Raw genomic sequence first — 18,713 nt, forward strand, 5'->3', positions numbered from 1 at the left:
CTAGGTATCCGTGTAGTTGTGATCGCCCGCGAACCATTGGCCCATACCGTCCGGCGTCGGCGCGCCGGTCGGGTAGGTCGTCATCTCGCAGATTTTGTCGATCATGGTCTGTGCCAACGTCTGGCCGTCGATGTTGAGCGAGAAGGAGTTCTGCTCGTGCCTCGGCTGGTTCGTGGACGGGTTGAACATCACCGGCACGGGTCGCAGGACTTCACCACCGCTCGGCCACAGACCATCTAGCGACGACTTGTGCTTGAGGGCGTGATCCTCAAGGCCGGGCACCTTCTCGCCGCCGAATCCAAACATCCACCCCAGCCGGCCGCCCCATTTATTCACGAAGTCGGCGATGCGCTGTGCCGCTCCGATCAGGCCGTCGAAGAAGTTGGTCAGGGTGGTCTTGATGCCGTCGAGCGAGCTCGCGAGCGCGCGCCACTGAGCGCTGGCCCAGTCGGTGACCGAACTCACGGCGCTCGTGAAGGCGTCCTTCAAGGTATCCTTGAGATGGGCAAGGGCATCATTGATCAACCGCTGCTGCCACGCAGAGAAATCATCAGCACCACGGTCCATCTGCCCGGACAGCTTGCTCCAGATGTTGGCCCATGGGTCAAGCTTGGGGTCGAGATCACCTTCGCCGCCGAACCGCAGCTTGTCGGAGTCGCGGAAGGCAGACGTGATGTTGTTGATGAAGTCGGTGATCCCCTTCAGCGTGCTGACGATCTCTGTGCTGTGCGAGGAGCCGACCGCAACGAGGAGATTGTGCCAAGCGTTGCTGACCGCCTCTAGATTGGTCGCGATGTCCTTGTTCTTGAGAAGGTCGAACGACTCGCCCGCGCCCATGCCCTGCATCATTATCCCGCGCTCGGCGAGCTGCTGCTGCATGTTGGAGAACATTTCGCCCATGAACCGCTGCGTGGTCTGGCGGTTCAGCATCGACATCAGCATGGTGGTGCGGTCGTCGGGATCGGTGATCCCGCGCTCGTCCATCCGCTTCTTCACCTCCTGGGCGAAGATCATCGGGTCTTGGGCGATCAGGCTCGACAGTTTCTTCTTGCCAGAGTCCTCGAGGATGACGCGGCCGTGGTCGGTGTGCCAGTCCTTGTCGGTGAGGAAGCCGAGCTTCTCGAGCCCCTCGGCGGTGCGGGTGAACATGGTGCCCGCGCCCATCTGCTGCCACAGCGACATGTAGGCGGTGCCGGCGCGCTGGCCTCCCATCACCTGCGCGGCGATGGCCATCTGCTGCATGCCCTCTGGCGAGAGATTCCTCATGGTGAACCCGCCCTGTTGCGCCATGCCGAGCAGCGTCTGGCCGTTCACCGTGCCGTGCGTGGTCGCGGTGATGCGCGCAACAGTGTCGAGCCAGTCGTTCAGCTTCTTGAGGTCGATCTTGCCTTCGGTGTCGGTGATGCGGCCGGTCAGTTCGCCGGCGCGCAGTGCGGCTGCAACATCCTTTGTGACATCCTCGCCGCCGCGGTGACCACCCGACGACAGCACGTAGCCGAACTTGGCGAGCGGCTCCCAGGTCTGGTTGACCTCACCCATATCGCCGCGCAGAATCGAGTAGGTGAGGCCCGGGATCTTCATCAGATCCTCGACCTTCATCGGCACGCGCTGGGCGATACCGAAGGCCTGCCGAGAAACGTCACCGCCGAGAACGGCCTTTTGCATGCTGCCGCCGATGCGCTCCAGCTTGATCAACTCGGACTGATAGTCCTTGGTCGCCTGAGTGACTTTTTCAATTCCGGCCAACACGCCGGCCAAGCCGACGGCGGCGACCAGATCGAGGCTCGTCTTCCAAGACTGGAAGCCGCTGTTGATGCGGCCAACATGGCCGTGCAGACCGAGCAACCGACTTGCGATCACCTGCAACGCGGCGAGCGGCGTGTTCGACAAGACGATAGAGATGCCGATGCGATATGTGTCCACGAGCCTGCCTCCAGTTCATTGGTTTTGCATCTCGATTACTGCGGTTACATCCGCCGTCAGTGATCGAGATGCGCGATGCAATCACCGTCCCCGGCGAAGCACCGAATTGTTGGTGGCGACAGGGGGAAGAAGGCGACCTACCCCTGCCGCCACCGGGCGCGCGGCTCGATGGAGAGCAAGCTGCGCGCGGTCTCATGTCAGAGAGCCGCCACCGCAGCTTCAAACTCCGCCTTCGTTTTCTTGAAACCTTCGAGCAGCGGCATCACCTTGCGCCGAAGTTCGACTTGATCTTCAGGCCAGCCGGCGGCGCGCAATTCGTCGACTGTCTCCGGCTGCTCGATCACCCTGACCGTGTCCCAGTCCGGATATTGGTCGACCATGTCGCGGTCGACCGTGATCCGCAGGTTGCTGTCGATAAGGCAAGTCACCGAGTGAAAGCCATCCGGGTGCGCTACAAGATACGTGAACGTGCCACCATGACCATTCCGGTTCGCCTCACACATCCGCTCCGCAAGGGTTGTGCTGGGCCGCAGTTCTACTAGCTCTTTCATTGTGGTCTCCTCAAACTGCGGTCAGAGTAGAGGCGCGCCTCGATGTAGCGATCGATGGCGTCGACCAAATCTTCAGCGTCCCCTTGCGTCAGGGCCGCGAGTGCGGCCGCAAGTTTTTGCCTCGCCCGCTTGCGGTTCTGTTCGCGCGCTAGAGCTTCCATCATTGTGGTGCTCTCCTTCAACTACATCGCTGCGTATCGCAGCCTATCGATCTCTCTGACAACGGCGTCGGCGGCGACGGGCAGCCGCTGCATCACGCGATCTAGCATGGCGCCCAAAATCTCGATCTGGGCGGCTTGTTCTTCGCGACCTTGCGCAGCGTTGAGCGCGGCTGCCGTGGCGTTCAGGGCTTGTCTGAGCAGTGGACCTACATCGGTAAGCTCGATCCGATGGCCGTGCACAAACAGCGCGGCGCTGTCGAGACCGACGCGAACGCGGTAGTGTCTGCTGCCGATGTTGACCTCAGCCTCGCCAAGCTCTCGGCGGCGATTGGGGTCGACAGTGCCGGCGGTGCCGCTGCGCTCGGCTGCGGATGTGGTCAGGTGGCCGCCCTTTGCAAGGCGCTGTTGCCGCTCGAAGTCGACGGCGTCTGTGCCGTTCCTGTAGAGTGGCTCTCTGTTTGTGGTGCCGTACATTGCTAGTCCTCCAATGTGCCTTTGGCGTAGACGCCGCCGATGTGCCAGCCGGCGTCTGCTAGTTCGTGGCGGTCGCGCTGATCCCAGACCACCACTTCGCCGCGATCGTCTGGAATGACAATGTTGCCGCTGGCGAGCCGAAGCTCCTTGTGAGACGGCGCCAACATTCGCCCGATGGGCTGAAACATTTTGTTGATCTTGATTGCGGTCATCTAGTCCTCCAGCATGTCGAGTGCAGCATGCAGCTCCGCGAGCCGGGCGCGATGGAAAGCGACAGCTCGCCGATCTCCGGCCTCATCGCGGAGCCACTGCTCGACCCGTTCAATCTCGCGGCGAAGCCTGTAGAACTCCCGATCACGTGCGGTCAGCAGCGCGGTCATGGTCGCGTATCCTTCAGTTTCACCGCGATCTTTTCGAGAGAGAGACCGCGCCATGCCTTGTCGGCATCGGCCTTGAGATCGGTGGCCTCGGCGGTGGCGTTGACATGATCGAGTGGCGCGCGGCCGGTGGCCGTTTTGATGCCGAGCATGTTGGCCGCAGGGCTCGGGTCTGGCTCTTCGCCGAGACGCTGCCTTGCCTCGTTCGGGGTCAAGATGCCATCGCTGACGTATTTCGAGAGGATGGTCGCCTGCTTCTCTTGGTCGACTTCATCTTCTTCCAGCCACGCGAACTCGAGATCTGGCGCATCGAAGAAGTCGGCGATGATCTCGTTGAGCAGATCGGCCAGCCACTGCTTCGTCGGCTCAAGGCCTTCTTCCTCTGCGGTTCGCTCGCTCTGCTCGGAGGTGGCGCGGTTCTGTTGCTTGACCAGCGCGCTGTGCGGGTAGCTGAATGCGAGAGCGATGATGCGCCAAAGCCACTCGTCAAATTCCGACTTCAGCGGCGGCTCTTTCAACTCCTGATACTTGCCTTCCGGCATGAACTTCAGTCGGCGCCGTTCGGCGAGGTTGCCGCTGTGAAGGGAGTCGAAGTAATCCTGAAACCGCTGGATGTTGTCTGGAGTCCACGATGCGGGCATCGTGACGATTGCGTCCGGCTGATTACCCTCGGACAGGTAGCTCAACTGGGAGAACGCGCGCCCAGTGGCAATGCGCGCAGTAACCATCACCTGCTCAGTCGGTGAGAAGCCATAGCCGGTCTGTGGCCGCGGATTCTGCGGCCGATAGATCAGGCTGTTCGTGGTGTAGTGGACCGCGGGCATGCCCTTGAGCACCTGGGTGTAGGCCGGCGGATAGATGAAGTTGCCGACGCGCTCGAAGCCCTGATCGGCCATCTGGGCGGGGTCGATCGTCTGGCCCAGCCATTCGATGGAGCCGCCGCTGTAGAGGAACGGGCGGGGTCGCTGGCCGTGCGCGTCTATGATTGGGCGGATGGTCGAGCCGTCGATCACGGTCAGGTCGGCGATGCCGCCGAAGGTGTTGCGTTTGATATGCAGCGTCGGCGCGTCGAGCACGAGCATGTCTTCCAAGAGAGACCGCACCCACGAGCGGAACGACAGCTGCCACGATGGTGCGCGGAGGCGTTGCGTCACCTCGCGGATTTGAGCGCGGTGGTGTGCCGACAGTGCCGACGCCTTCGGTCGGGCGCCGTTGCCGTCATGTCGGACACGCACACACCAAGGCAGGCGAGTGATCTGATCCTTGCGCCGCTCGATCACCAGCCGCAGGATATCGCAGTTGTCGGCCAGTGCCCGCAGCGTAACGAAGGGAACAGACTCTTCCGCGCGCGGCTGCACGAGGAGGTTGGTGCCGGTCTGGAAGTCGCGGGTGCGGCCAGCAACATCCGGCGGCGCCGTCGGGCGCATCGGCTGCAACGGGCCGAACCAGTCCGCAGCAGTTTGACCGGCGGCGGCCACAGGCGCACCCGTGGTCTGCGTCGTCAGCTCACGGCCGAGACCGCGCTCGGTGTGGACTAGGGCCGCTTTCTCGATCTCGTCATCTTCGCTCGCCATTGTCTGGCGCCCCCTTGTTATCTCGTGCGCTGGCCGTATGCGGCCATCAGCGCGTAGGTGCGCGCCAGAGTCTCGCGATGCAGCACCACAAGCGCGTGCTCGCCGAACAGTGAGATCAGGCGGGCGGTGTCGATCGTGATCTGCCGCGCCAGATGCGCCGGCAAGGACACGCGGTCCTGTGTCAGTGCAGCCGCCGTCAGCTCGTGGATGCGGCGCAGCTCGGCCATGGCCTCATGCAGCGACAGGCCAGCGGCCTTGCAGGCCTCGGCGGCCTCTGTGGCGTCTCTGGATGCGTTCGGCCGAGCCATGAGCCGATGCACTCTGCGGATGTGTCGGTCTGCGGCAAGGGTCATTGCAGCCCCCACTTGGCACGGTGAACCGCCTGCATCTCATCCATCACGGTAGGCCGGGCGTCGCGCTGGGCCTGCAGCAAGTCGGCGACCTTGATGCCCTCGCCGAGCCGGCTGTGCTTGTAGTTTTCGAGCTTGGCGCGATCCTGCAGAACCTGCAGCAACTCGGCATTGGCCGATCGGAACGGCGACAACGGCCCTTCGAGCAGTTCGAGTGCATGCGGTGCCGGCAGTTCGACGGTGCGGGCATCGCCGTTGAGCCGCACGAGATAGGCGACACCGCCGACCATCACGTGGCTGGTCTCCATCGGCACCTTGACCGTGACGATCTTGCACCGAGACGCATCCACGTATTGCGCGACACCGACCTTGCGCTCGACCTGCTGGCGCATAAAGCCCAGCATGCCGGGCTCGGCATCGGCGCCGATCTCCGGGTTCACTAGCACCATCGCGATCGCGCTGGCGTTGGCGTGGTCGTCGTGCTGGCCGCCGGGATGGGTGATCGAGGCGCCCTTGCGGATCAGCGTCAGCAGCTGGCGCCGCAGCTTGGACTGATCGAGCAACTCGACCTGTCCGGCATTGAGCGCGACCTCCAGCGATTCGTAGAACTCGGTGGCCGTCTGGTCGGTCACGACATAATCGAGCCCATGATCGGCGAAATCGCAGCGGAACACTTCGCCGGCGTAGGCATCGCCGTGAATCTGCCTGCAGCGATACTTCCGGGCGATGGCGGCCGCTCGACCGACGAACAGACGCGGGTTGAATGGCGTAGGCTCGCCCTGATCAACTAGGACATCCTGCACCGCGACCCGACGCACCGGGTTCCAATGCGAGATCGACAGAACGGCGTCGTCAGAGCTGCCGCCCGACATGTCGATCGCGGCCAGGTAGTCGACGCCGGGTTCTGGAGCCAGCTCACGGCGGCCCGCGACGATGGCGGCCTCGACCTTGCCTTGGTCGAAGAAGGTGCCTTGCGGCGCTCCGGGGAGATTGTGATGCAGCCGGCGAAACTTCGCAGAGGGCAGACGGCGCCGCTGTCGATCGAGATAGGCGCGGCCATCCGGCCAGCTCGCCAGTGACGGATTCGCTCGGAGATCGGGCTCCAGCTCGGCGAAGGCCGGATCGGTGCAGAGGTCGGCGCTGTACCAGCTGAAGAGCATGCTCTGGTCGGTGCCATCGATGCCGATCTTCTTCAGGTCGTGCAGCGGACAGCCTTCGGTGTCGAAGACGCTGTCGTATGACGTGATCCACTGCAAGCAGTACCGCGTCGGGTCCGGCTGCAACGCCTCCAGCAAATCCCAGTCTGTGAAGCCGTGGATTTCGTCGTAACCGATAAACACGCCGGTCTTGCCGTGCTGGCCGATCGCGTTACCGGACGCCAGCACGCGCATGGTGCCGCGACCGTCCTTGCGCCTGATCTGATCGGAGAAGCATTCGAGATCGGCGGCGAGGAGATCGGGGTTCGCCTCGATCAGTTTCTTGGCAAGGTCAAGGTCATCGCCAGCCTGTCCAGCATCGTTGGCGACCAAGAGAACATCGTTGCCCTGCGGCGCGTCGGCGAACAGCAGGCAGTAGAGCGCGGCCAGGATCAGGTCGAGCGACTTGCTGTTCTTCTTCCCGCGTCCAGCCAACACCATCGAGATCGCGGAGTCCGGCGCGAAGGTCCGCTTGAAGATGTCCAGCCTGTACGGCTCGACCACCAGCGGCTGGCCGTCGAGCCACAAGAGCCCGGACAGGAACGTGTCGATCGTGATGCCGAAGTTCATGAGCTGGGCTCCACCTTGGTGGCCCAGCGCTCGGCGGGCGAACGGCGGATTTCCTGCTGCGGTGCCGATGCAGGCTTCGCCGATGGCTTCAACATCTGATTGATCAGGCGGCGCAGCTCGATCGTATCGCCGCCGGCACTCTCCAGCGCCTCGGCACGGAACACCATCGAGGCTAGGTTGCTGGCCCAGACCTCATCGGCCTCTGTCGGTGGCCGGCCCAGTCCGCCGATCAGCTTAGTCGCGATCGCACGGCGGCGCCGCTCCGCTGCCTTCAGTGCACGGCCCATCTTTGACCGGCCATCAATCGGCTCAGCGAAGTAGCGCAAGGCGTTCTCGGTCAGCTTCGGCACGGCGGACTCCAATGCGCTCGGTAACCGGCGAATAAACCATCGATACCCGGCCAATACCCGGCCGATATCTCATATATACTTCGGCATGAGACTTGCATAAAGCCGCCGCACGTTCACAAGGCTTTGAACATGTTGACGTTTCTACACCATCTTGGTGCAGTTCGGGCTTTTGTTCCTAGGCAAAGATCCCCATGGGGTCTAGGAAGGCCAGCGGAGCCCGTACAGCGCCCCGGCGGGTGGCCCGGTGTCCGAGGCCAGCCAGGATCGCCGAGCGCATGGGCGAGGCCGGGGCGGGGAAGCTAAGCGGTGTCGGTGCCGGCCCTGTTGACTGGTGGTCGCCCGACACGACTGCATGACGATATTTAGGCGGTCACATCTGACGACCGCCTAAAGGCGCAGACATGCGAAGGCCGGGCTCGTGGCCCGGCCCGTGGTCGAGATCGATTTAGGCGGTAACCGTGATCAACCGCCTAAATCAGGCTGGTGATCAGTCCAATCGCTCCAGCACGCGAGCGACCTGCACCGCGGACCATGTGCCGTTGCCGCGCGCGGTCGGGATACCCTGCGCATTGAGACCGGCCGCGATCTCCCGCAGGCTCGTTTTCCCGGCATCCTGCAGCGCCTTGATCGCCGGGGCGATGTCTGCAGCCCTTGCGGCCGAGCGCGCCTGTAGCGCCTTCCTAGAGGCTTCCCGCATCTTGCGTCCCGGCACGACGCCGCGGAAGCCGCCGAGCACTGTGCCGCGCTTCTTCGCCGCGGACAGCGCCTTCTTGGTTCGGTCGGAGATCAAGCCCGCCTCCAGCTCGGCCACGGCCACCATTTGCTGGAGCATGAACCGGCCGGTCGCGCCCTCGATCGCCGGCAGGTCGGCGAAGCGAACGTCGACGCCGGCCTCTAGCAGGCGCGATAGGAAGGCCACCGAGCGCGTCAAGCGGTCGACCTTGCTGACAACGAGGGCGGCGCGATGCAGCCTCGCTGCGGCCAGCGCCTGCTCTAGCGCGGGCCTGTCGGAACGCTTGCCCGACTCGATCTCGGTGAACTCGCCGACGATCGACCAATCGCCGCCGTTGAGATACGTCCTGACGGCCTCGTGCTGGGCCTCGATGCCGAGCCCGCTCTTTCCCTGCTTGCCGGTGGAAACCCTGTAATAGGCGATGAACTTGCCGTTATGCTGCGCCATAGTCGCCTCGTTACAAACATCTCAACGTTCGTTGAGGTATTCGTAACACCATCCGTGCTGGTGTTCAAGAGCGGTAACTCCAAGTTACCACTCTTGTCTGGTCGCGGTGGTCTGGTCGGTGCGGTCGCGGATGTCGGTGGCGTGGTCGATCGCGACGGGCAGGGTGTCGGTGTCGACATCCTCGATCGGGCGCAACCACACTTCGATGGCGGTCGAAGTAAAATATTCCGGGGCGAGGGGGTCTGTTGTCGCCCTCTATGCCGGCGGGTGCGTACTGGCTTACCCGAGCCGCACACGAACCAGCAGTTGGATGAAGTCGGTCAGCCAACCATAGACCACGCGCTTATCCTCATCGCTGAGCGGGTTGCCGTCGGAATCGACAAGTCTATTGACGAAGACTTCCCCAGTACTGGCCACGGCACTCAAGGCTCTGCGGTGGCGCCTGCGGGCAAAGAAACCACCGTCACGATCCAGCACCACTTCTGCGAGATGAAGACCAGCGGCAACTGCTTGATCGAAGGCCGCCCGGTTTGCGGGGTTGGCGTTGGCCTGCGCTTGCATCTGCTCGTGCGTGATCATGATGCCGAAGCTACTCCAGCGTGTCGCCCAAGTCGGTCCGTTTCATCAACTTGATCGCCAGATAGCTGCGCCTGAAGAACGACATCTTGCTTCCGACATAAGCGGCGTATCGCATCACGCTCGCATCCCGCTGCTGGCTGTCTGCGTCAGGATGAGCTTTGAGCCACGTTTGGTAGAGCTCGACGAGGTGGGCAATTCGCCAATCGGCAAGTTCCATCGCCTCGTTGTAGCGAGGGTGCTTCATATTTAACGGAGTTGGAGTGTCTTGCATCTTGTCGCCCCCGCCCATCAACCTGATTGACACGAATCACCAGAAGCCTAGCGTGGAGGTGACCGCCGCCCCGGAGGGCATCCAGAGCGACGGCCCGCGCTCACCAAGCTCGGCGATACCCGAAGCCGTTCCCGTAGCAGCGGGGACGGCTTTTCGCTGAGCCCTATCGGCGAATACGCGCCGAACAGTTGATGCAGGGTGACGCGCGAACGATTCGTCCGCAACAGAAAATGGCACCATCCCCACAGTTGCCAGAGGCGCGAATCAGTGCCGGTTGCGTTGGGTGATTCGCCCCTGCGACCTCCGCCAATAAACCCTTAACCATCACCCTGAAGGATCGCGGCCAAGGCGCACTTGCGCTGAGAATCGTAATCTGAGGAACTTGATCATGGACAACTACACCCAGTACCTGCTCGATCAGCGCGAGGTCTATGTGCGCCTGAAGGCAATGCCGTTTGCGTGGTCTGATGACTATCCGGCGACTCCAGAGGATGTCGCTCGTGTTCGGCTTCGGTATGACGAGGCGATTGCCGCCATCGATATCGCGCTCAACATGAGGCAGTAGTGTGCCCGCGCGGTCGCTGTCGGCGCCGCGCTACGCCGCCACCGGCACGTCATCGAGCGAGGCCAGGATCGCCAGAGCCTTCTTCACCTGCCGCTGGCTCAGGGTGTAGTCGGTCTCGTGGAAGGCGACCATCTCCTCGCAATAGGTGCGGTCCTTCACATCGAGGTTGCCGGACTTGGCGGCATCGAGCAGTCGATCGAGCAGTCGCCGAGATGCAGCTCGCCGTAGTTCGGCATGGCGGCGTTCAAGCGCGCGCTCGACGGCGCGCTCCTCGGCTTCCTCGGCTTCGCGTTGCTCCTCCAGCTCGGCCCAGCGCGCGGCGTCCTGCTCGGCTTGCTGCTTGGCCTGCAGGTTGGCCCAATGTTCCTCGGCGGCTTCGTCGAGTAGAGCCTGCCAGTATTCGTCGTCATCGATCATCGGGTTCGGGTCGATCATGCCGCTGGCCTCCATGCTGGGCGCCGGGCGCATCGGGTTTCCCTACGCGGCCTCGCGCCACTGGCTGACGATGCGTGTTCCGGCCTTGATGGTGATGCCGGTGATGCCGAACACCCTGAAGTCGATGCCGTCGGTGTCGAGCGGCTCGATGGCCCGCACCATGATCGGCCTCGGCAATGTTCCAGCCTTCTTGCGCCGGTAGTAGCTGGCCTTGCTCATGCCGAGAGACTGCCAAGGTGTGAGACTCTTTTGCGTGACGCTAAATCCCGTCACTGCACCTATGACTCTTATAGGCGATGACGGGTTTTTCCGTCTCGCTCGGAGTCTCACGTTCCGCTTTGCAGTCTGTTCCCTGACGTGCGCCTTCTTCTGCTCCGCCGTCAGGTTCAATGTAGGCCGGCCAGCCTTGCTGCCGGAACTGTTTGCGGCCCTGCGCCGCCTCTGGCACGCCGCATTCTTCTCGCGCCTCAGGTCGTCCCGTACCTTGTGATCCGGATCATCCTCGGCGCCGATGAATCGCAGGCCGAGAGTAGTGCGGTCGCTGACGGTAATCACGAGCACGGCGGCGCACTGGTCATCGTTCCAGCGCTTGTTGGTGGTCCCGGTGCCGGCGATGATCTTGTCGAGCTCGGCCGGCTTCAGCCATGGTGCCCATTTCCGGCACCAGTTCCTGACGCTGCGCTTCGGATTGTTCGGACTGGCCAGGAAGGCCATGTCGGCACCCCATGCAAGGATGCGCTGGCCTCGGATGTTCTGCGGTAGAACATCCCAGCCACGATGGGCGAAGATCTTCTTCGCGTCAGCAAGCCGACCGGCGGCGCGGATGGCGCGGGTGTGGGAGTTGTCGGTGTTGCCGCCGATGTCGTGGATCTGCTCGAAGCGCTCGGCATCTTCGCGAGCAGCCGCGGCGAAGGCGAGGTTGATTTCGTCGAGCCGATCGGCATCGTCGGCTTGATCTTCGGCATGCAGGCGAATAGATGAGAAGGAGTTCATGGTGCTTGTTCCACCGTGAGCCGTTGGTGTCGAGCGCGGAGTGATGGCCGCTCTCTCTTTGAAGGCCCTCGGTATCCAGCCGGGGGCCTTCTGCTATTCAGATAGTCATCTGCAAAGGGTTCCCCAAACGATCTCTATGCGGCGCATGTCGCTCATGGCTTCGCCCTCATTGCCGGCGCCCCATTGCAGCGTGGCACATGGCCTCCAGCTCATCGATCCTCGCGAGCGCGGCATCGACCTGCGCCGTCAGCGCGATGGCGCGATCGGCCGTGGCGGCCATCATACAGAGCACGTCAAGTGCAACACTCTGCTGTTGGCTACTACCGTTCCGGATGAGGTGAACAAGACGCGGCATCATGGCCGCGTAGGGCGAGGCGTCGATCTTCTCGCGTATCGACTGCGGCATGATTGGCGTGTCGCTCATGGCTTCGCCCCCATCAGCAACGCGGCGATCAGCCAGCGGGACTCCTTCGGCATCGGCTTTCGCAGCTCATAAACATCTTCAACCAATTCATCCTCCTCGTGAGGCGAGGGACCGGATGCCTTTCGGATCAACGGGTTAACGTGAAGAGGTGGTTAAGGAAAACAAGCCGTGAAGCCGAATGCTCGAATTTGCGCGTGTCAAATAAGGCACAACGCCACATCCGTAACCGCACGTAGGCGTCGATTAAGATGCCATTAACCATACCCATCCTTAATTCAGGCGTCGCAGGGCAAATCATGTCCGTGCGGGGGCCAGAGAGAACGGAATATGGGCACCATCATCGAATTCCCGGCGGATGCGGCTACGCGGCGGCCGAGCGTGATGGACGACGCCAGCGAGAGCATGGGGACGGTGCTGATCCTTCCCGTGGTCCGGATCGAACGCGCTGTCGAGGAAACCGGCGGCGGGCGCGGACCGGAACAGGGCACTGCGCCGGGCCGGCGTCGCCGACGGCGCTCCTGATCGCGGGCATGCGGCCATGCCGGAGCTTGCGCAACGGACAGTCGCCCGGCGATCACTCCCGGCGCTGATCCTGCTGCTGGCGGGCGCAGCCCTCTGCGGCTGCAGCGGCGGCGATTTCTTCCGCACCCGTGCCGACTTCCGCAACGACGACATGCATCGCTGGCTCGGCGCCGAGACGACCGGCAGCGTCGGCATGAAAGCTTCGCAATTCCAGCTCACCGAGAACGAGCGGCAGCTGCGCGATCTCGCCTATCAATTCATCGAGGCGCCGCATTCGCGCCCGGCGTGGAAGAGCGTGTTCGGCGACTACCAGCCGCTGCCGTCGCCGTGGCGGCAGAATGTGGTGTTCGACCGCACGACCTATGGGCGCAATCTGATCGACGAGCCGCACCGCTCGCAGGCCTCGCGCTACTCGCTCCTGATCGACGACGTCCGCGACGACATCACCCGCTTCGAGCCGTTCTTCGCGACCGCGGTCCAGGTGCTTGACCTCGATCGCAAGCGCAATGCCGCCATGAAGGCGATCTCGGATCTGTCACCGCGCGAACGCGCTGACGCTGTTGCGCGCATGGAAGAGAATGCGCTGATCGTGCAGTGGGTCCAGCAGAGCATCGAGCGGCGGATCTCGTCCTATCGCTGGGCGCTGGAGCGGTTGGTGATCCAGGCGCCCGACGGCATGGCGGCGGATGCCGACCGCCAGATCAACGAACTCGCCCGGCTTGCGGCGACCCAGCCGGTCGCAGTCGGGCCGGCCCCCGTCCAGGGCGTGGTGTCGAAAGGCTAGCACCGCTCGGCCGCGGCTTGGTGCGGCGACCGCCCCTGGTGTGCTGCCGCGGTAGCGTCGCAATGAACTCCTTCAATGCATCCGATGGCGGGCGGGTCGACGGATAGGCGAGCCCGACCTGGCGCGTCACGTCGATCTCGATCGCACGTATCGCAACGTCCGGATTGCCGCGCGCGACGCCTTCGGGGACGATCGCGACCCCGACGCCGGCGGCAACCAGGGCCATCGCCCAATCCTCGGATTCCGCGATCGCCACCGGTCGACGCTGCGGCGCGCCGCGCCGGAAGAAATTCTGCTGCTCGCAGTGGCAGCGGTCGATCATCGCCACGCCGGCGAAATCGGCGGTCCGCAGCGTTTCCTTCAGGGTGAGCGGATGTGACGGCGGCAGCGCCGCGACGTAGCGCTCGGTCCAGAGCGGGATGAAATGCTCGCCGGCGTCGATGATGGTCCTGGCGACGATCCTTGCGTCGGCTCTCTCGCTGGCGCCGACGAGACGCAACGCGAGATCGGCGTTGCCGGTCAGCGGCCGCAGCAGCGCTATGGTGCGCGCCTGATCGAGCGTGCGCATCAGGCCGAGCGTCAGCGCGCTCCGCGATGCGGGCTTGCGAAACAGGTTCCGCGCGGCATCGGCCTCGTCGATGATGCGGCGGGCGACGGCGTGGAATTGCTCGGCGGATTCCGTCGGAGCCATGCCCTTCTTGTGCCGGATGAACAGCGTCGTGCCGAGCTCGGCCTCAAGATTGGTGATCGCCGTCGAGATCGACGGCTGCGAGATGAAGCAGCGCCTCGCCGCCGCGGTCAGGTTGCGCTCGCGGTAGACGGCGGCGAAGTAGCGGAGCTCGCGGATATCCATAGGCTGTTCCTATTGAATAGATAGGAAGACGATATTTTACCTATTGTATTGCGAGTGGCAAGCCATGCACCGGTTTCACCAGAGGGCTCATCATGCGCATCCACCACCTCAACACCGGCACCATGTGCCCGATCGGACAACGGCTCGTGAACGGCAGCGGCGGCATTTTCCGGCGGGCGCGGATGGTCTGTCATTGCCTGCTGGTCGAGAGCAATGACGGCCTCGTGCTCGTCGACACCGGGATCGGGCTCGACGACATCGCCGACCCGCCGCGGCTCGGACGCAGATGGGTGCGCCAGACCACGCCGAAGCTCGATCCGGCCGAGACTGCGGTCCGCCAGGTCAAGGCGCTCGGCTTCTCTCCGGACGATGTGCGCCACCTGCTGTTGACGCATCTCGACCGCGACCATGCCGGCGGTGTGCCGGATTTTCCGAAGGCGAAGGTGCACGTCCATCGCAGGGAATACGACATGGCGGTGACGCATCGGATCGCGCCGCCGGAAGGGCGCTACGTCACGGCGCAGTGGCAGCATGGACCGGACTGGGCGTTCTATGGCGAAGGCGGCGAGGACTGGTTCGGCTTCAAGGGCGTGCGCGCGCTCGATGACCGCGAGGCCGACATCCTGATGATCCCGCTGCCGGGGCATACGCTCGGTCATTGCGGGATTGCGGTGCGCGGCAGCGACCGGTGGGTGCTGCACGCGGGCGATGCCTATTTCCATCACGCGCAGCTCGATGCCAGGCCGCGGGTCCCGTTCGTGCTCGGCCTGTTCCAGCGCCGCGTCGACATGGATCGCGCGGCGCGGATCCGGAACCAGGAGCGGCTGCGGCAGCTGAAGGCCTCGCATGGCGACGCCGTGACGATCCTGAGCAGCCACGACCCCGTCGACTACGAGACCTGCCTCTGCGCCCATCATCTCGCGCCAGCAGCCTAGCGCTTGCGGGCCGGTGGCGGCGGAGGTGCCGGCGGGGGCGGGGGCGGCGGCTCCTGCTTCGCCGCCACGGGCTCGGTCTGCACCTTGCAGCTCGAGGCGGCGAGCGAGGCCTGCGCCTGCGGCATCAGGCCGGGCTCCGCCGCCAGCGCTTTCAGCAGGATCAGCCCCGTCGTCGTCGGCGAATCGATGATCAGCCGGTCGGCGGACGTGACCTCCTCGTCTTCCGGCAGGTCGTTGTGCTGCGCTTCCGTCATCAGATCGAGCTCGATCACCTTCTTGCCGGCGGAGCGGTCGTTGATGGCGTAATAGGCGACCTCGTTGCGGGTGTAGAACGACACCGACGTATAGGCCTGGCTGACCGGCACGGTGAGCTTGATCGGGCCGGTCGACAGATCGTAGCGGCAGATCGCCACCGCGAACGCCGGGTCCATCAGCGGCATCGGCGAATTGTTCGGGTCGGCCAGCGGCAGCTGCGTCACCTCGTTGAGCTTCGTCATCGGCGTCAGCCGCGAATAGGCGTCCTGCGAGGCGATGCGCGGCAACGCCAGCACGCTGACGAGATGCACCACGCCGCCGAGCAGCACGCCTGCCAGGATCGTGAAGACGATGCGGATCATGGGCAGCCCACCGTCGATACCGCGGGCATCGGCGCGTCGCGCTGGGTGCGGGTCGCGACCCCGACCGGGGTGTCGTAGAGCCGCAGCATCAGCGCGTAGCGCTCGATGCCGCCGGTCGGCAGCCAGTTGCCGGCGCGGGAGCGCGAGGCGATGTGGATCTCGAAGGTGCCATCGGAGGCGCGGATGATCTCCTGGCTGGTGAAGCCGTAACGTTGCAGCGTGTTGGCGACGAGGTGGCCCTTGCGGTCGAACAATGTCAGCGTCCAGAACCGCGCCGCCGGCGTCACGCCGCTGACGACGACGTCGCAGCGGCCGTCGAGCGGCTTGTTCTTGTCGTCGGTGGTGGTGCTGAAGGCGATGCCGTCGCCGGTCCCGATCGGCAGCTCGCCGCTGCGCGCGATCGTGGCGCGCGAATAGGGGTCGACGTCGGAGGTGCCGTTCTTCGGCCGCGCGACCCAGGCGCCGATCTTCAATGTGCCGATATCGGTGCCGCGGGTCGCCGTCGCGTAGGTGAGGCCGAGTCCGACGGCGGTGGCGATCACGAGCGCCAGCAGGGTGGTGAGGAGCAGCCGCACGTCAGTTCTTGCGCGGCACGGCAGCTGTCGCGCCGTCCGGCCCGGCCGCGGCGACATAGTTCTCGGGGAAGGCCAGCGCGCTCGACGATTCCGGCTTGGCCGCCTTGGACGGGTCGTTCAGCGTGGTCTTGCCGGTCGGCTTGCCGGCGGTCCTGGCGGCGTCGTCGAGCAGCTTCTCGACCTGCACCAGGATATCGGCGCCGCGCTTGGTCAGCACCGGGGGCGGACCGGGCTTGGTCTCCAGGATCTTCGGCGCCGCGTTGGCCGCGACGTTGGCCTGCGGCGGCAGCTTCTGGCCCATGCCGACACCCGGCAATTCCCGGACCTCGACGCCCTGATGCGCGGCGATCATGATGTCGTGCCAGGTCTGCGCCGGCAGCGAGCCGCCCGTCATGCGGTTGGTCGGCGAATAGTCGTCGTTGCCGTACCAGACCGCGCAGGTGAAGTTGCCGGTGTAGCCGACGAACCAGGCGTCACGATACGCGTTGGTGGTGCCGGTCTTGCCCGCGGTCGGAATGCCGTCGAGCGCAGCGCGGCGCGCGGTGCCTTCGCTCACCACGTGGCTCATCATGCCCGCCATGTCGGCAGCGATATTCGGCGGAATGGCCTGCCGGGGCTTCGGACCGTCGCGGTCCCAGCGCCACACCAGATCGCCGGTGCCCGTGCGCACCTCGAGCACGGAATGCGGCGTCACCGCCTTGCCGCGGTTCGGGAAGGTCGCATAGGCGACCGCGTGCTCGATCACGGTCACTTCGTCGGAGCCGATCGGCATCGACGGCGTGTCGGGCAGCGGTGCCGTGATGCCGAAGCGCCGCGCGACCTCGACGATCTTGGCGCGCCCCGCCTTCGGTCCTGCCTTGCCGCCCAGCGCGATCGACAGCTTCACCGGGATGACGTTGATCGAGTTGGTGATCGCCTGCGTCAGCGTGATCAGGCCGGTGTAGGAGTGGCCATAGTTCTGCGGACACCAGTTGCCGATGCAGACCGGGCCGTCGACGATCTTCGAATTCGGCGTGAAGCCGTTCAGGAGCGCCGTGGTGTAGACGTAGGGCTTGAACGACGAGCCGGGCTGGCGATAGGCGTCGGTGGCGCGGTTGAACTGGCTCGCGCCGTAGTCGCGTCCGCCGACCATCGCGCGGATGCCGCCGTCGAGATCGGCCACCACGGTCGCCGCCTGCGTCGCGTGATAATCGCGTCCGAACTGGCGGAGCTGGTTCTCGATCGCATCCTCGGCGGCGTGCTGCACGTTCATGTCGATCGCGGTGCGCACCACGAACACGCGCTCGGTGTAGGATTTCGGGAAGGTATCGACCAGCTTGCGCATCTCGTCGAAGGCGTAGTCGAGATAGTAGTTCGGCGAGTTCTCGTCGCGCCGGTCGACGGCGACCGCCGGATTGCGGCGTGCGCCGAACACCTGGCCCTCTGTCATGAAGCCGGCGTCGACGAGGTTGTCGAGCACGACGTTGGCGCGGGCGCGCGCGGCAGGCAGGTTGATGTGCGGAGCGTATTTGGTCGGCGCCTTGAACAGGCCCGCGAGCATCGCGGCTTCCGCCAGGTTCACGTCGCGCACCGACTTGTTGAAGTAGAAATGTGCCGCGCCGTCGACGCCGAAGGTGCCGCCGCCCATATAGGCGCGGTCGAGATAGAGTTTCAAAATCTCGTTCTTGGTGAGGCGGGTCTCGAGCCAGATCGCGAGGAAGGCTTCCTTCACCTTGCGCTCGATGGTGCGCTCATTGTTCAGGAACAGGTTCTTGGCGAGCTGCTGGGTGATCGACGAACCGCCCTGGCGGACGCCGCCGGCCTGCGCGTTGGTGACGAGCGCGCGGGCGAGACCCGGCACGTCGATGCCGAAATGGTCGTAGAAGCGGCGATCTTCGGTCGCAAGCGTCGCCTTGATCAGATTGTCCGGAAAATCCTCCAGCGGGATCGAGTCATTGTGCTTGATGCCGCGGCTGCCGATCGGGTTGCCGTAGCGGTCGAGGAACGTCACCGCGAGATCGGACTTCTTCAGCCAGTCCTCGTCGGCGGTCTCGCGGAAGGCGGGGATCGCGAGCGTCAGCAGCAGGATCATGCCGCCGAGCCCGATGGTCGCGGCTTCCGAAAGCGGCTCGATGAAGACCCAGCGCTTCCAGCGGCCGACATAGAAGCGGTCCATGAAGGTGGAATAGCGCTCGTAGAGCTCGCGCAGGCCCTTGCCCGACGAGAACAGCGTCGAGTCGATGCGCGCATCGAGGTCCAGGAAGAAGTTCCGGACCTTCTGCTTCCAATGCGGCGGTAGGATCTGGCGCACCGGGGCCCTTGATCAGTTCGACAGCGCTGCAAGTGCTCCGCGAGGGCACCACGAGCGTCTTGCTTGGATGTTGCGGCAAACCCAAGGCGCTTTTGCGTCATTGGGGACTCGGAGGCTGTTCTATCCGAGCAGCGGCCATAAACCAATGGCGCGGCTGGTGAATT

The 18,713-nt window shown here is 64.3% G+C and carries 24 protein-coding genes; 4 read left to right on the forward strand and 20 right to left on the reverse strand.

The window, feature by feature from the left end:
• From JQ586_RS15885 to JQ586_RS15945, 13 genes are all read right to left on the reverse strand, one after another.
• Nucleotides 1-1,923: a hypothetical protein gene (locus JQ586_RS15885; RefSeq protein ID WP_212395529.1), complete on the reverse strand. Its 1,923-nt coding sequence runs from the start codon at nt 1,921-1,923 to the stop codon at nt 1-3.
• Between the two features lie 197 nt (nt 1,924-2,120).
• On the reverse strand, nt 2,121-2,474 hold the full coding sequence (locus JQ586_RS15890; RefSeq protein WP_212395530.1) for a hypothetical protein: 354 nt from the start codon (nt 2,472-2,474) through the stop codon (nt 2,121-2,123).
• Nucleotides 2,471-2,638 (reverse strand): hypothetical protein, encoded by a 168-nt coding sequence (locus JQ586_RS15895; protein WP_212395531.1) that lies wholly within the window; start codon nt 2,636-2,638, stop codon nt 2,471-2,473. The genes JQ586_RS15890 and JQ586_RS15895 overlap by 4 nt, the downstream gene beginning before the upstream one ends.
• 18 nt (nt 2,639-2,656) lie before the next feature.
• Nucleotides 2,657-3,109 carry a hypothetical protein gene (locus tag JQ586_RS15900; RefSeq protein WP_212395532.1) on the reverse strand — a complete coding sequence of 151 codons (453 nt, stop codon included), beginning with the start codon at nt 3,107-3,109 and terminating at the stop codon, nt 2,657-2,659.
• A gap of 2 nt (nt 3,110-3,111) precedes the next feature.
• The gene (locus tag JQ586_RS15905; RefSeq protein WP_212395533.1) at nt 3,112-3,321 is read right to left on the reverse strand and encodes a hypothetical protein; all 210 of its coding nucleotides are present in this window, start codon (nt 3,319-3,321) and stop codon (nt 3,112-3,114) included.
• Nucleotides 3,322-3,489, reverse strand: a complete 168-nt coding sequence (locus JQ586_RS15910; RefSeq protein WP_212395534.1) for a hypothetical protein — start codon at nt 3,487-3,489, stop codon at nt 3,322-3,324.
• The gene (locus JQ586_RS15915) at nt 3,486-5,060 is read right to left on the reverse strand and encodes a phage portal protein (RefSeq protein ID WP_212395535.1); all 1,575 of its coding nucleotides are present in this window, start codon (nt 5,058-5,060) and stop codon (nt 3,486-3,488) included. The genes JQ586_RS15910 and JQ586_RS15915 overlap by 4 nt, the downstream gene beginning before the upstream one ends.
• A 17-nt stretch (nt 5,061-5,077) precedes the next feature.
• Nucleotides 5,078-5,368 (reverse strand): hypothetical protein, encoded by a 291-nt coding sequence (locus JQ586_RS15920; RefSeq protein WP_212395536.1) that lies wholly within the window; start codon nt 5,366-5,368, stop codon nt 5,078-5,080.
• Between the two features lie 41 nt (nt 5,369-5,409).
• Nucleotides 5,410-7,176: a hypothetical protein gene (locus JQ586_RS15925; protein ID WP_212395537.1), complete on the reverse strand. Its 1,767-nt coding sequence runs from the start codon at nt 7,174-7,176 to the stop codon at nt 5,410-5,412.
• Entirely contained in the window at nt 7,173-7,526 is a 354-nt protein-coding gene (locus JQ586_RS15930) for a hypothetical protein (protein ID WP_212395538.1), read from the reverse strand. The genes JQ586_RS15925 and JQ586_RS15930 overlap by 4 nt, the downstream gene beginning before the upstream one ends.
• 487 nt (nt 7,527-8,013) lie before the next feature.
• Nucleotides 8,014-8,706: a recombinase family protein gene (locus tag JQ586_RS15935; RefSeq protein ID WP_212395539.1), complete on the reverse strand. Its 693-nt coding sequence runs from the start codon at nt 8,704-8,706 to the stop codon at nt 8,014-8,016.
• 279 nt (nt 8,707-8,985) lie between these two features.
• Nucleotides 8,986-9,285: a hypothetical protein gene (locus tag JQ586_RS15940; RefSeq protein WP_212395540.1), complete on the reverse strand. Its 300-nt coding sequence runs from the start codon at nt 9,283-9,285 to the stop codon at nt 8,986-8,988.
• Nucleotides 9,286-9,295: 10 nt separating this feature from the next.
• Nucleotides 9,296-9,556, reverse strand: coding sequence for a hypothetical protein (locus JQ586_RS15945; RefSeq protein WP_212395541.1), 261 nt, complete (start codon nt 9,554-9,556; stop codon nt 9,296-9,298).
• A gap of 388 nt (nt 9,557-9,944) precedes the next feature.
• Between JQ586_RS15945 and JQ586_RS15950 the strand changes: the two genes are divergently transcribed.
• Nucleotides 9,945-10,121 (forward strand): hypothetical protein, encoded by a 177-nt coding sequence (locus tag JQ586_RS15950; RefSeq protein WP_212395542.1) that lies wholly within the window; start codon nt 9,945-9,947, stop codon nt 10,119-10,121.
• A gap of 30 nt (nt 10,122-10,151) precedes the next feature.
• Here the strand turns inward: JQ586_RS15950 and JQ586_RS15955 are convergent, their stop codons facing one another.
• The 3 genes from JQ586_RS15955 to JQ586_RS15965 all read right to left on the reverse strand — a co-directional run bounded on the left by JQ586_RS15955 (nt 10,152) and on the right by JQ586_RS15965 (nt 11,973).
• Nucleotides 10,152-10,589, reverse strand: coding sequence for a hypothetical protein (locus tag JQ586_RS15955; RefSeq protein WP_212395543.1), 438 nt, complete (start codon nt 10,587-10,589; stop codon nt 10,152-10,154).
• Between the two features lie 9 nt (nt 10,590-10,598).
• Nucleotides 10,599-11,549: a hypothetical protein gene (locus tag JQ586_RS15960; protein ID WP_212395544.1), complete on the reverse strand. Its 951-nt coding sequence runs from the start codon at nt 11,547-11,549 to the stop codon at nt 10,599-10,601.
• Nucleotides 11,550-11,715: 166 nt separating this feature from the next.
• Complete coding sequence (locus JQ586_RS15965; RefSeq protein WP_212395545.1) at nt 11,716-11,973, reverse strand: hypothetical protein; 258 nt, start codon at nt 11,971-11,973, stop codon at nt 11,716-11,718.
• 327 nt (nt 11,974-12,300) lie between these two features.
• Here JQ586_RS15965 and JQ586_RS15970 point away from each other — a divergent pair, with 327 nt between their 5' ends.
• The gene (locus JQ586_RS15970) at nt 12,301-12,495 is read left to right on the forward strand and encodes a hypothetical protein (RefSeq protein ID WP_212395546.1); all 195 of its coding nucleotides are present in this window, start codon (nt 12,301-12,303) and stop codon (nt 12,493-12,495) included.
• Between the two features lie 16 nt (nt 12,496-12,511).
• Nucleotides 12,512-13,279: a hypothetical protein gene (locus JQ586_RS15975; RefSeq protein ID WP_212395547.1), complete on the forward strand. Its 768-nt coding sequence runs from the start codon at nt 12,512-12,514 to the stop codon at nt 13,277-13,279.
• On the opposite strand, the gene JQ586_RS15980 is transcribed toward JQ586_RS15975, so the two are convergent.
• On the reverse strand, nt 13,197-14,132 hold the full coding sequence (locus JQ586_RS15980) for a LysR family transcriptional regulator (RefSeq protein ID WP_212395548.1): 936 nt from the start codon (nt 14,130-14,132) through the stop codon (nt 13,197-13,199). The genes JQ586_RS15975 and JQ586_RS15980 overlap by 83 nt on opposite strands.
• Nucleotides 14,133-14,224: 92 nt before the next feature.
• Here JQ586_RS15980 and JQ586_RS15985 point away from each other — a divergent pair, with 92 nt between their 5' ends.
• Nucleotides 14,225-15,067 (forward strand): MBL fold metallo-hydrolase, encoded by an 843-nt coding sequence (locus JQ586_RS15985; RefSeq protein ID WP_212395549.1) that lies wholly within the window; start codon nt 14,225-14,227, stop codon nt 15,065-15,067.
• Here the strand turns inward: JQ586_RS15985 and JQ586_RS15990 are convergent.
• The 3 genes from JQ586_RS15990 to JQ586_RS16000 are packed head-to-tail and all read right to left on the reverse strand — an operon-like array spanning nt 15,064 to nt 18,549.
• Nucleotides 15,064-15,684 carry a DUF1254 domain-containing protein gene (locus JQ586_RS15990; RefSeq protein WP_212395550.1) on the reverse strand — a complete coding sequence of 207 codons (621 nt, stop codon included), beginning with the start codon at nt 15,682-15,684 and terminating at the stop codon, nt 15,064-15,066. The two genes, JQ586_RS15985 and JQ586_RS15990, sit on opposite strands and share 4 nt — an antisense overlap.
• Complete coding sequence (locus tag JQ586_RS15995) at nt 15,681-16,259, reverse strand: DUF1214 domain-containing protein (protein WP_212395551.1); 579 nt, start codon at nt 16,257-16,259, stop codon at nt 15,681-15,683. Before JQ586_RS15995 ends, JQ586_RS15990 begins: the two co-directional genes overlap by 4 nt.
• A gap of 1 nt (nt 16,260) precedes the next feature.
• Nucleotides 16,261-18,549, reverse strand: coding sequence for a transglycosylase domain-containing protein (locus JQ586_RS16000; RefSeq protein ID WP_212395552.1), 2,289 nt, complete (start codon nt 18,547-18,549; stop codon nt 16,261-16,263).
• Nucleotides 18,550-18,713: the final 164 nt, after the last annotated feature.

Origin of the sequence: Bradyrhizobium jicamae (assembly GCF_018130215.1) — a bacterium.
GTDB classification, from domain to species: domain Bacteria; phylum Pseudomonadota; class Alphaproteobacteria; order Rhizobiales; family Xanthobacteraceae; genus Bradyrhizobium; species Bradyrhizobium jicamae_A.

Coding starts and splice junctions, on each gene's coding strand:
- JQ586_RS15985 (WP_212395549.1), top strand. CDS start 14,225: ATGCGCATCCACCACCTCAACACCGGCACCATGTGCCCGATCGGACAA.
- JQ586_RS15960 (WP_212395544.1), bottom strand. CDS start 11,549: ATGAACTCCTTCTCATCTATTCGCCTGCATGCCGAAGATCAAGCCGAC.
- JQ586_RS15935 (WP_212395539.1), bottom strand. CDS start 8,706: ATGGCGCAGCATAACGGCAAGTTCATCGCCTATTACAGGGTTTCCACC.
- JQ586_RS15965 (WP_212395545.1), bottom strand. CDS start 11,973: ATGAGCGACACGCCAATCATGCCGCAGTCGATACGCGAGAAGATCGAC.
- JQ586_RS15940 (WP_212395540.1), bottom strand. CDS start 9,285: ATGATCACGCACGAGCAGATGCAAGCGCAGGCCAACGCCAACCCCGCA.
- JQ586_RS15990 (WP_212395550.1), bottom strand. CDS start 15,684: ATGATCCGCATCGTCTTCACGATCCTGGCAGGCGTGCTGCTCGGCGGC.
- JQ586_RS15890 (WP_212395530.1), bottom strand. CDS start 2,474: ATGAAAGAGCTAGTAGAACTGCGGCCCAGCACAACCCTTGCGGAGCGG.
- JQ586_RS15915 (WP_212395535.1), bottom strand. CDS start 5,060: ATGGCGAGCGAAGATGACGAGATCGAGAAAGCGGCCCTAGTCCACACC.
- JQ586_RS15925 (WP_212395537.1), bottom strand. CDS start 7,176: ATGAACTTCGGCATCACGATCGACACGTTCCTGTCCGGGCTCTTGTGG.
- JQ586_RS15910 (WP_212395534.1), bottom strand. CDS start 3,489: ATGACCGCGCTGCTGACCGCACGTGATCGGGAGTTCTACAGGCTTCGC.
- JQ586_RS15975 (WP_212395547.1), top strand. CDS start 12,512: ATGCCGGAGCTTGCGCAACGGACAGTCGCCCGGCGATCACTCCCGGCG.
- JQ586_RS15970 (WP_212395546.1), top strand. CDS start 12,301: ATGGGCACCATCATCGAATTCCCGGCGGATGCGGCTACGCGGCGGCCG.
- JQ586_RS15900 (WP_212395532.1), bottom strand. CDS start 3,109: ATGTACGGCACCACAAACAGAGAGCCACTCTACAGGAACGGCACAGAC.
- JQ586_RS15905 (WP_212395533.1), bottom strand. CDS start 3,321: ATGACCGCAATCAAGATCAACAAAATGTTTCAGCCCATCGGGCGAATG.
- JQ586_RS15955 (WP_212395543.1), bottom strand. CDS start 10,589: ATGCGCCCGGCGCCCAGCATGGAGGCCAGCGGCATGATCGACCCGAAC.
- JQ586_RS15945 (WP_212395541.1), bottom strand. CDS start 9,556: ATGCAAGACACTCCAACTCCGTTAAATATGAAGCACCCTCGCTACAAC.
- JQ586_RS15895 (WP_212395531.1), bottom strand. CDS start 2,638: ATGATGGAAGCTCTAGCGCGCGAACAGAACCGCAAGCGGGCGAGGCAA.
- JQ586_RS15980 (WP_212395548.1), bottom strand. CDS start 14,132: ATGGATATCCGCGAGCTCCGCTACTTCGCCGCCGTCTACCGCGAGCGC.
- JQ586_RS15920 (WP_212395536.1), bottom strand. CDS start 5,368: ATGGCTCGGCCGAACGCATCCAGAGACGCCACAGAGGCCGCCGAGGCC.
- JQ586_RS15950 (WP_212395542.1), top strand. CDS start 9,945: ATGGACAACTACACCCAGTACCTGCTCGATCAGCGCGAGGTCTATGTG.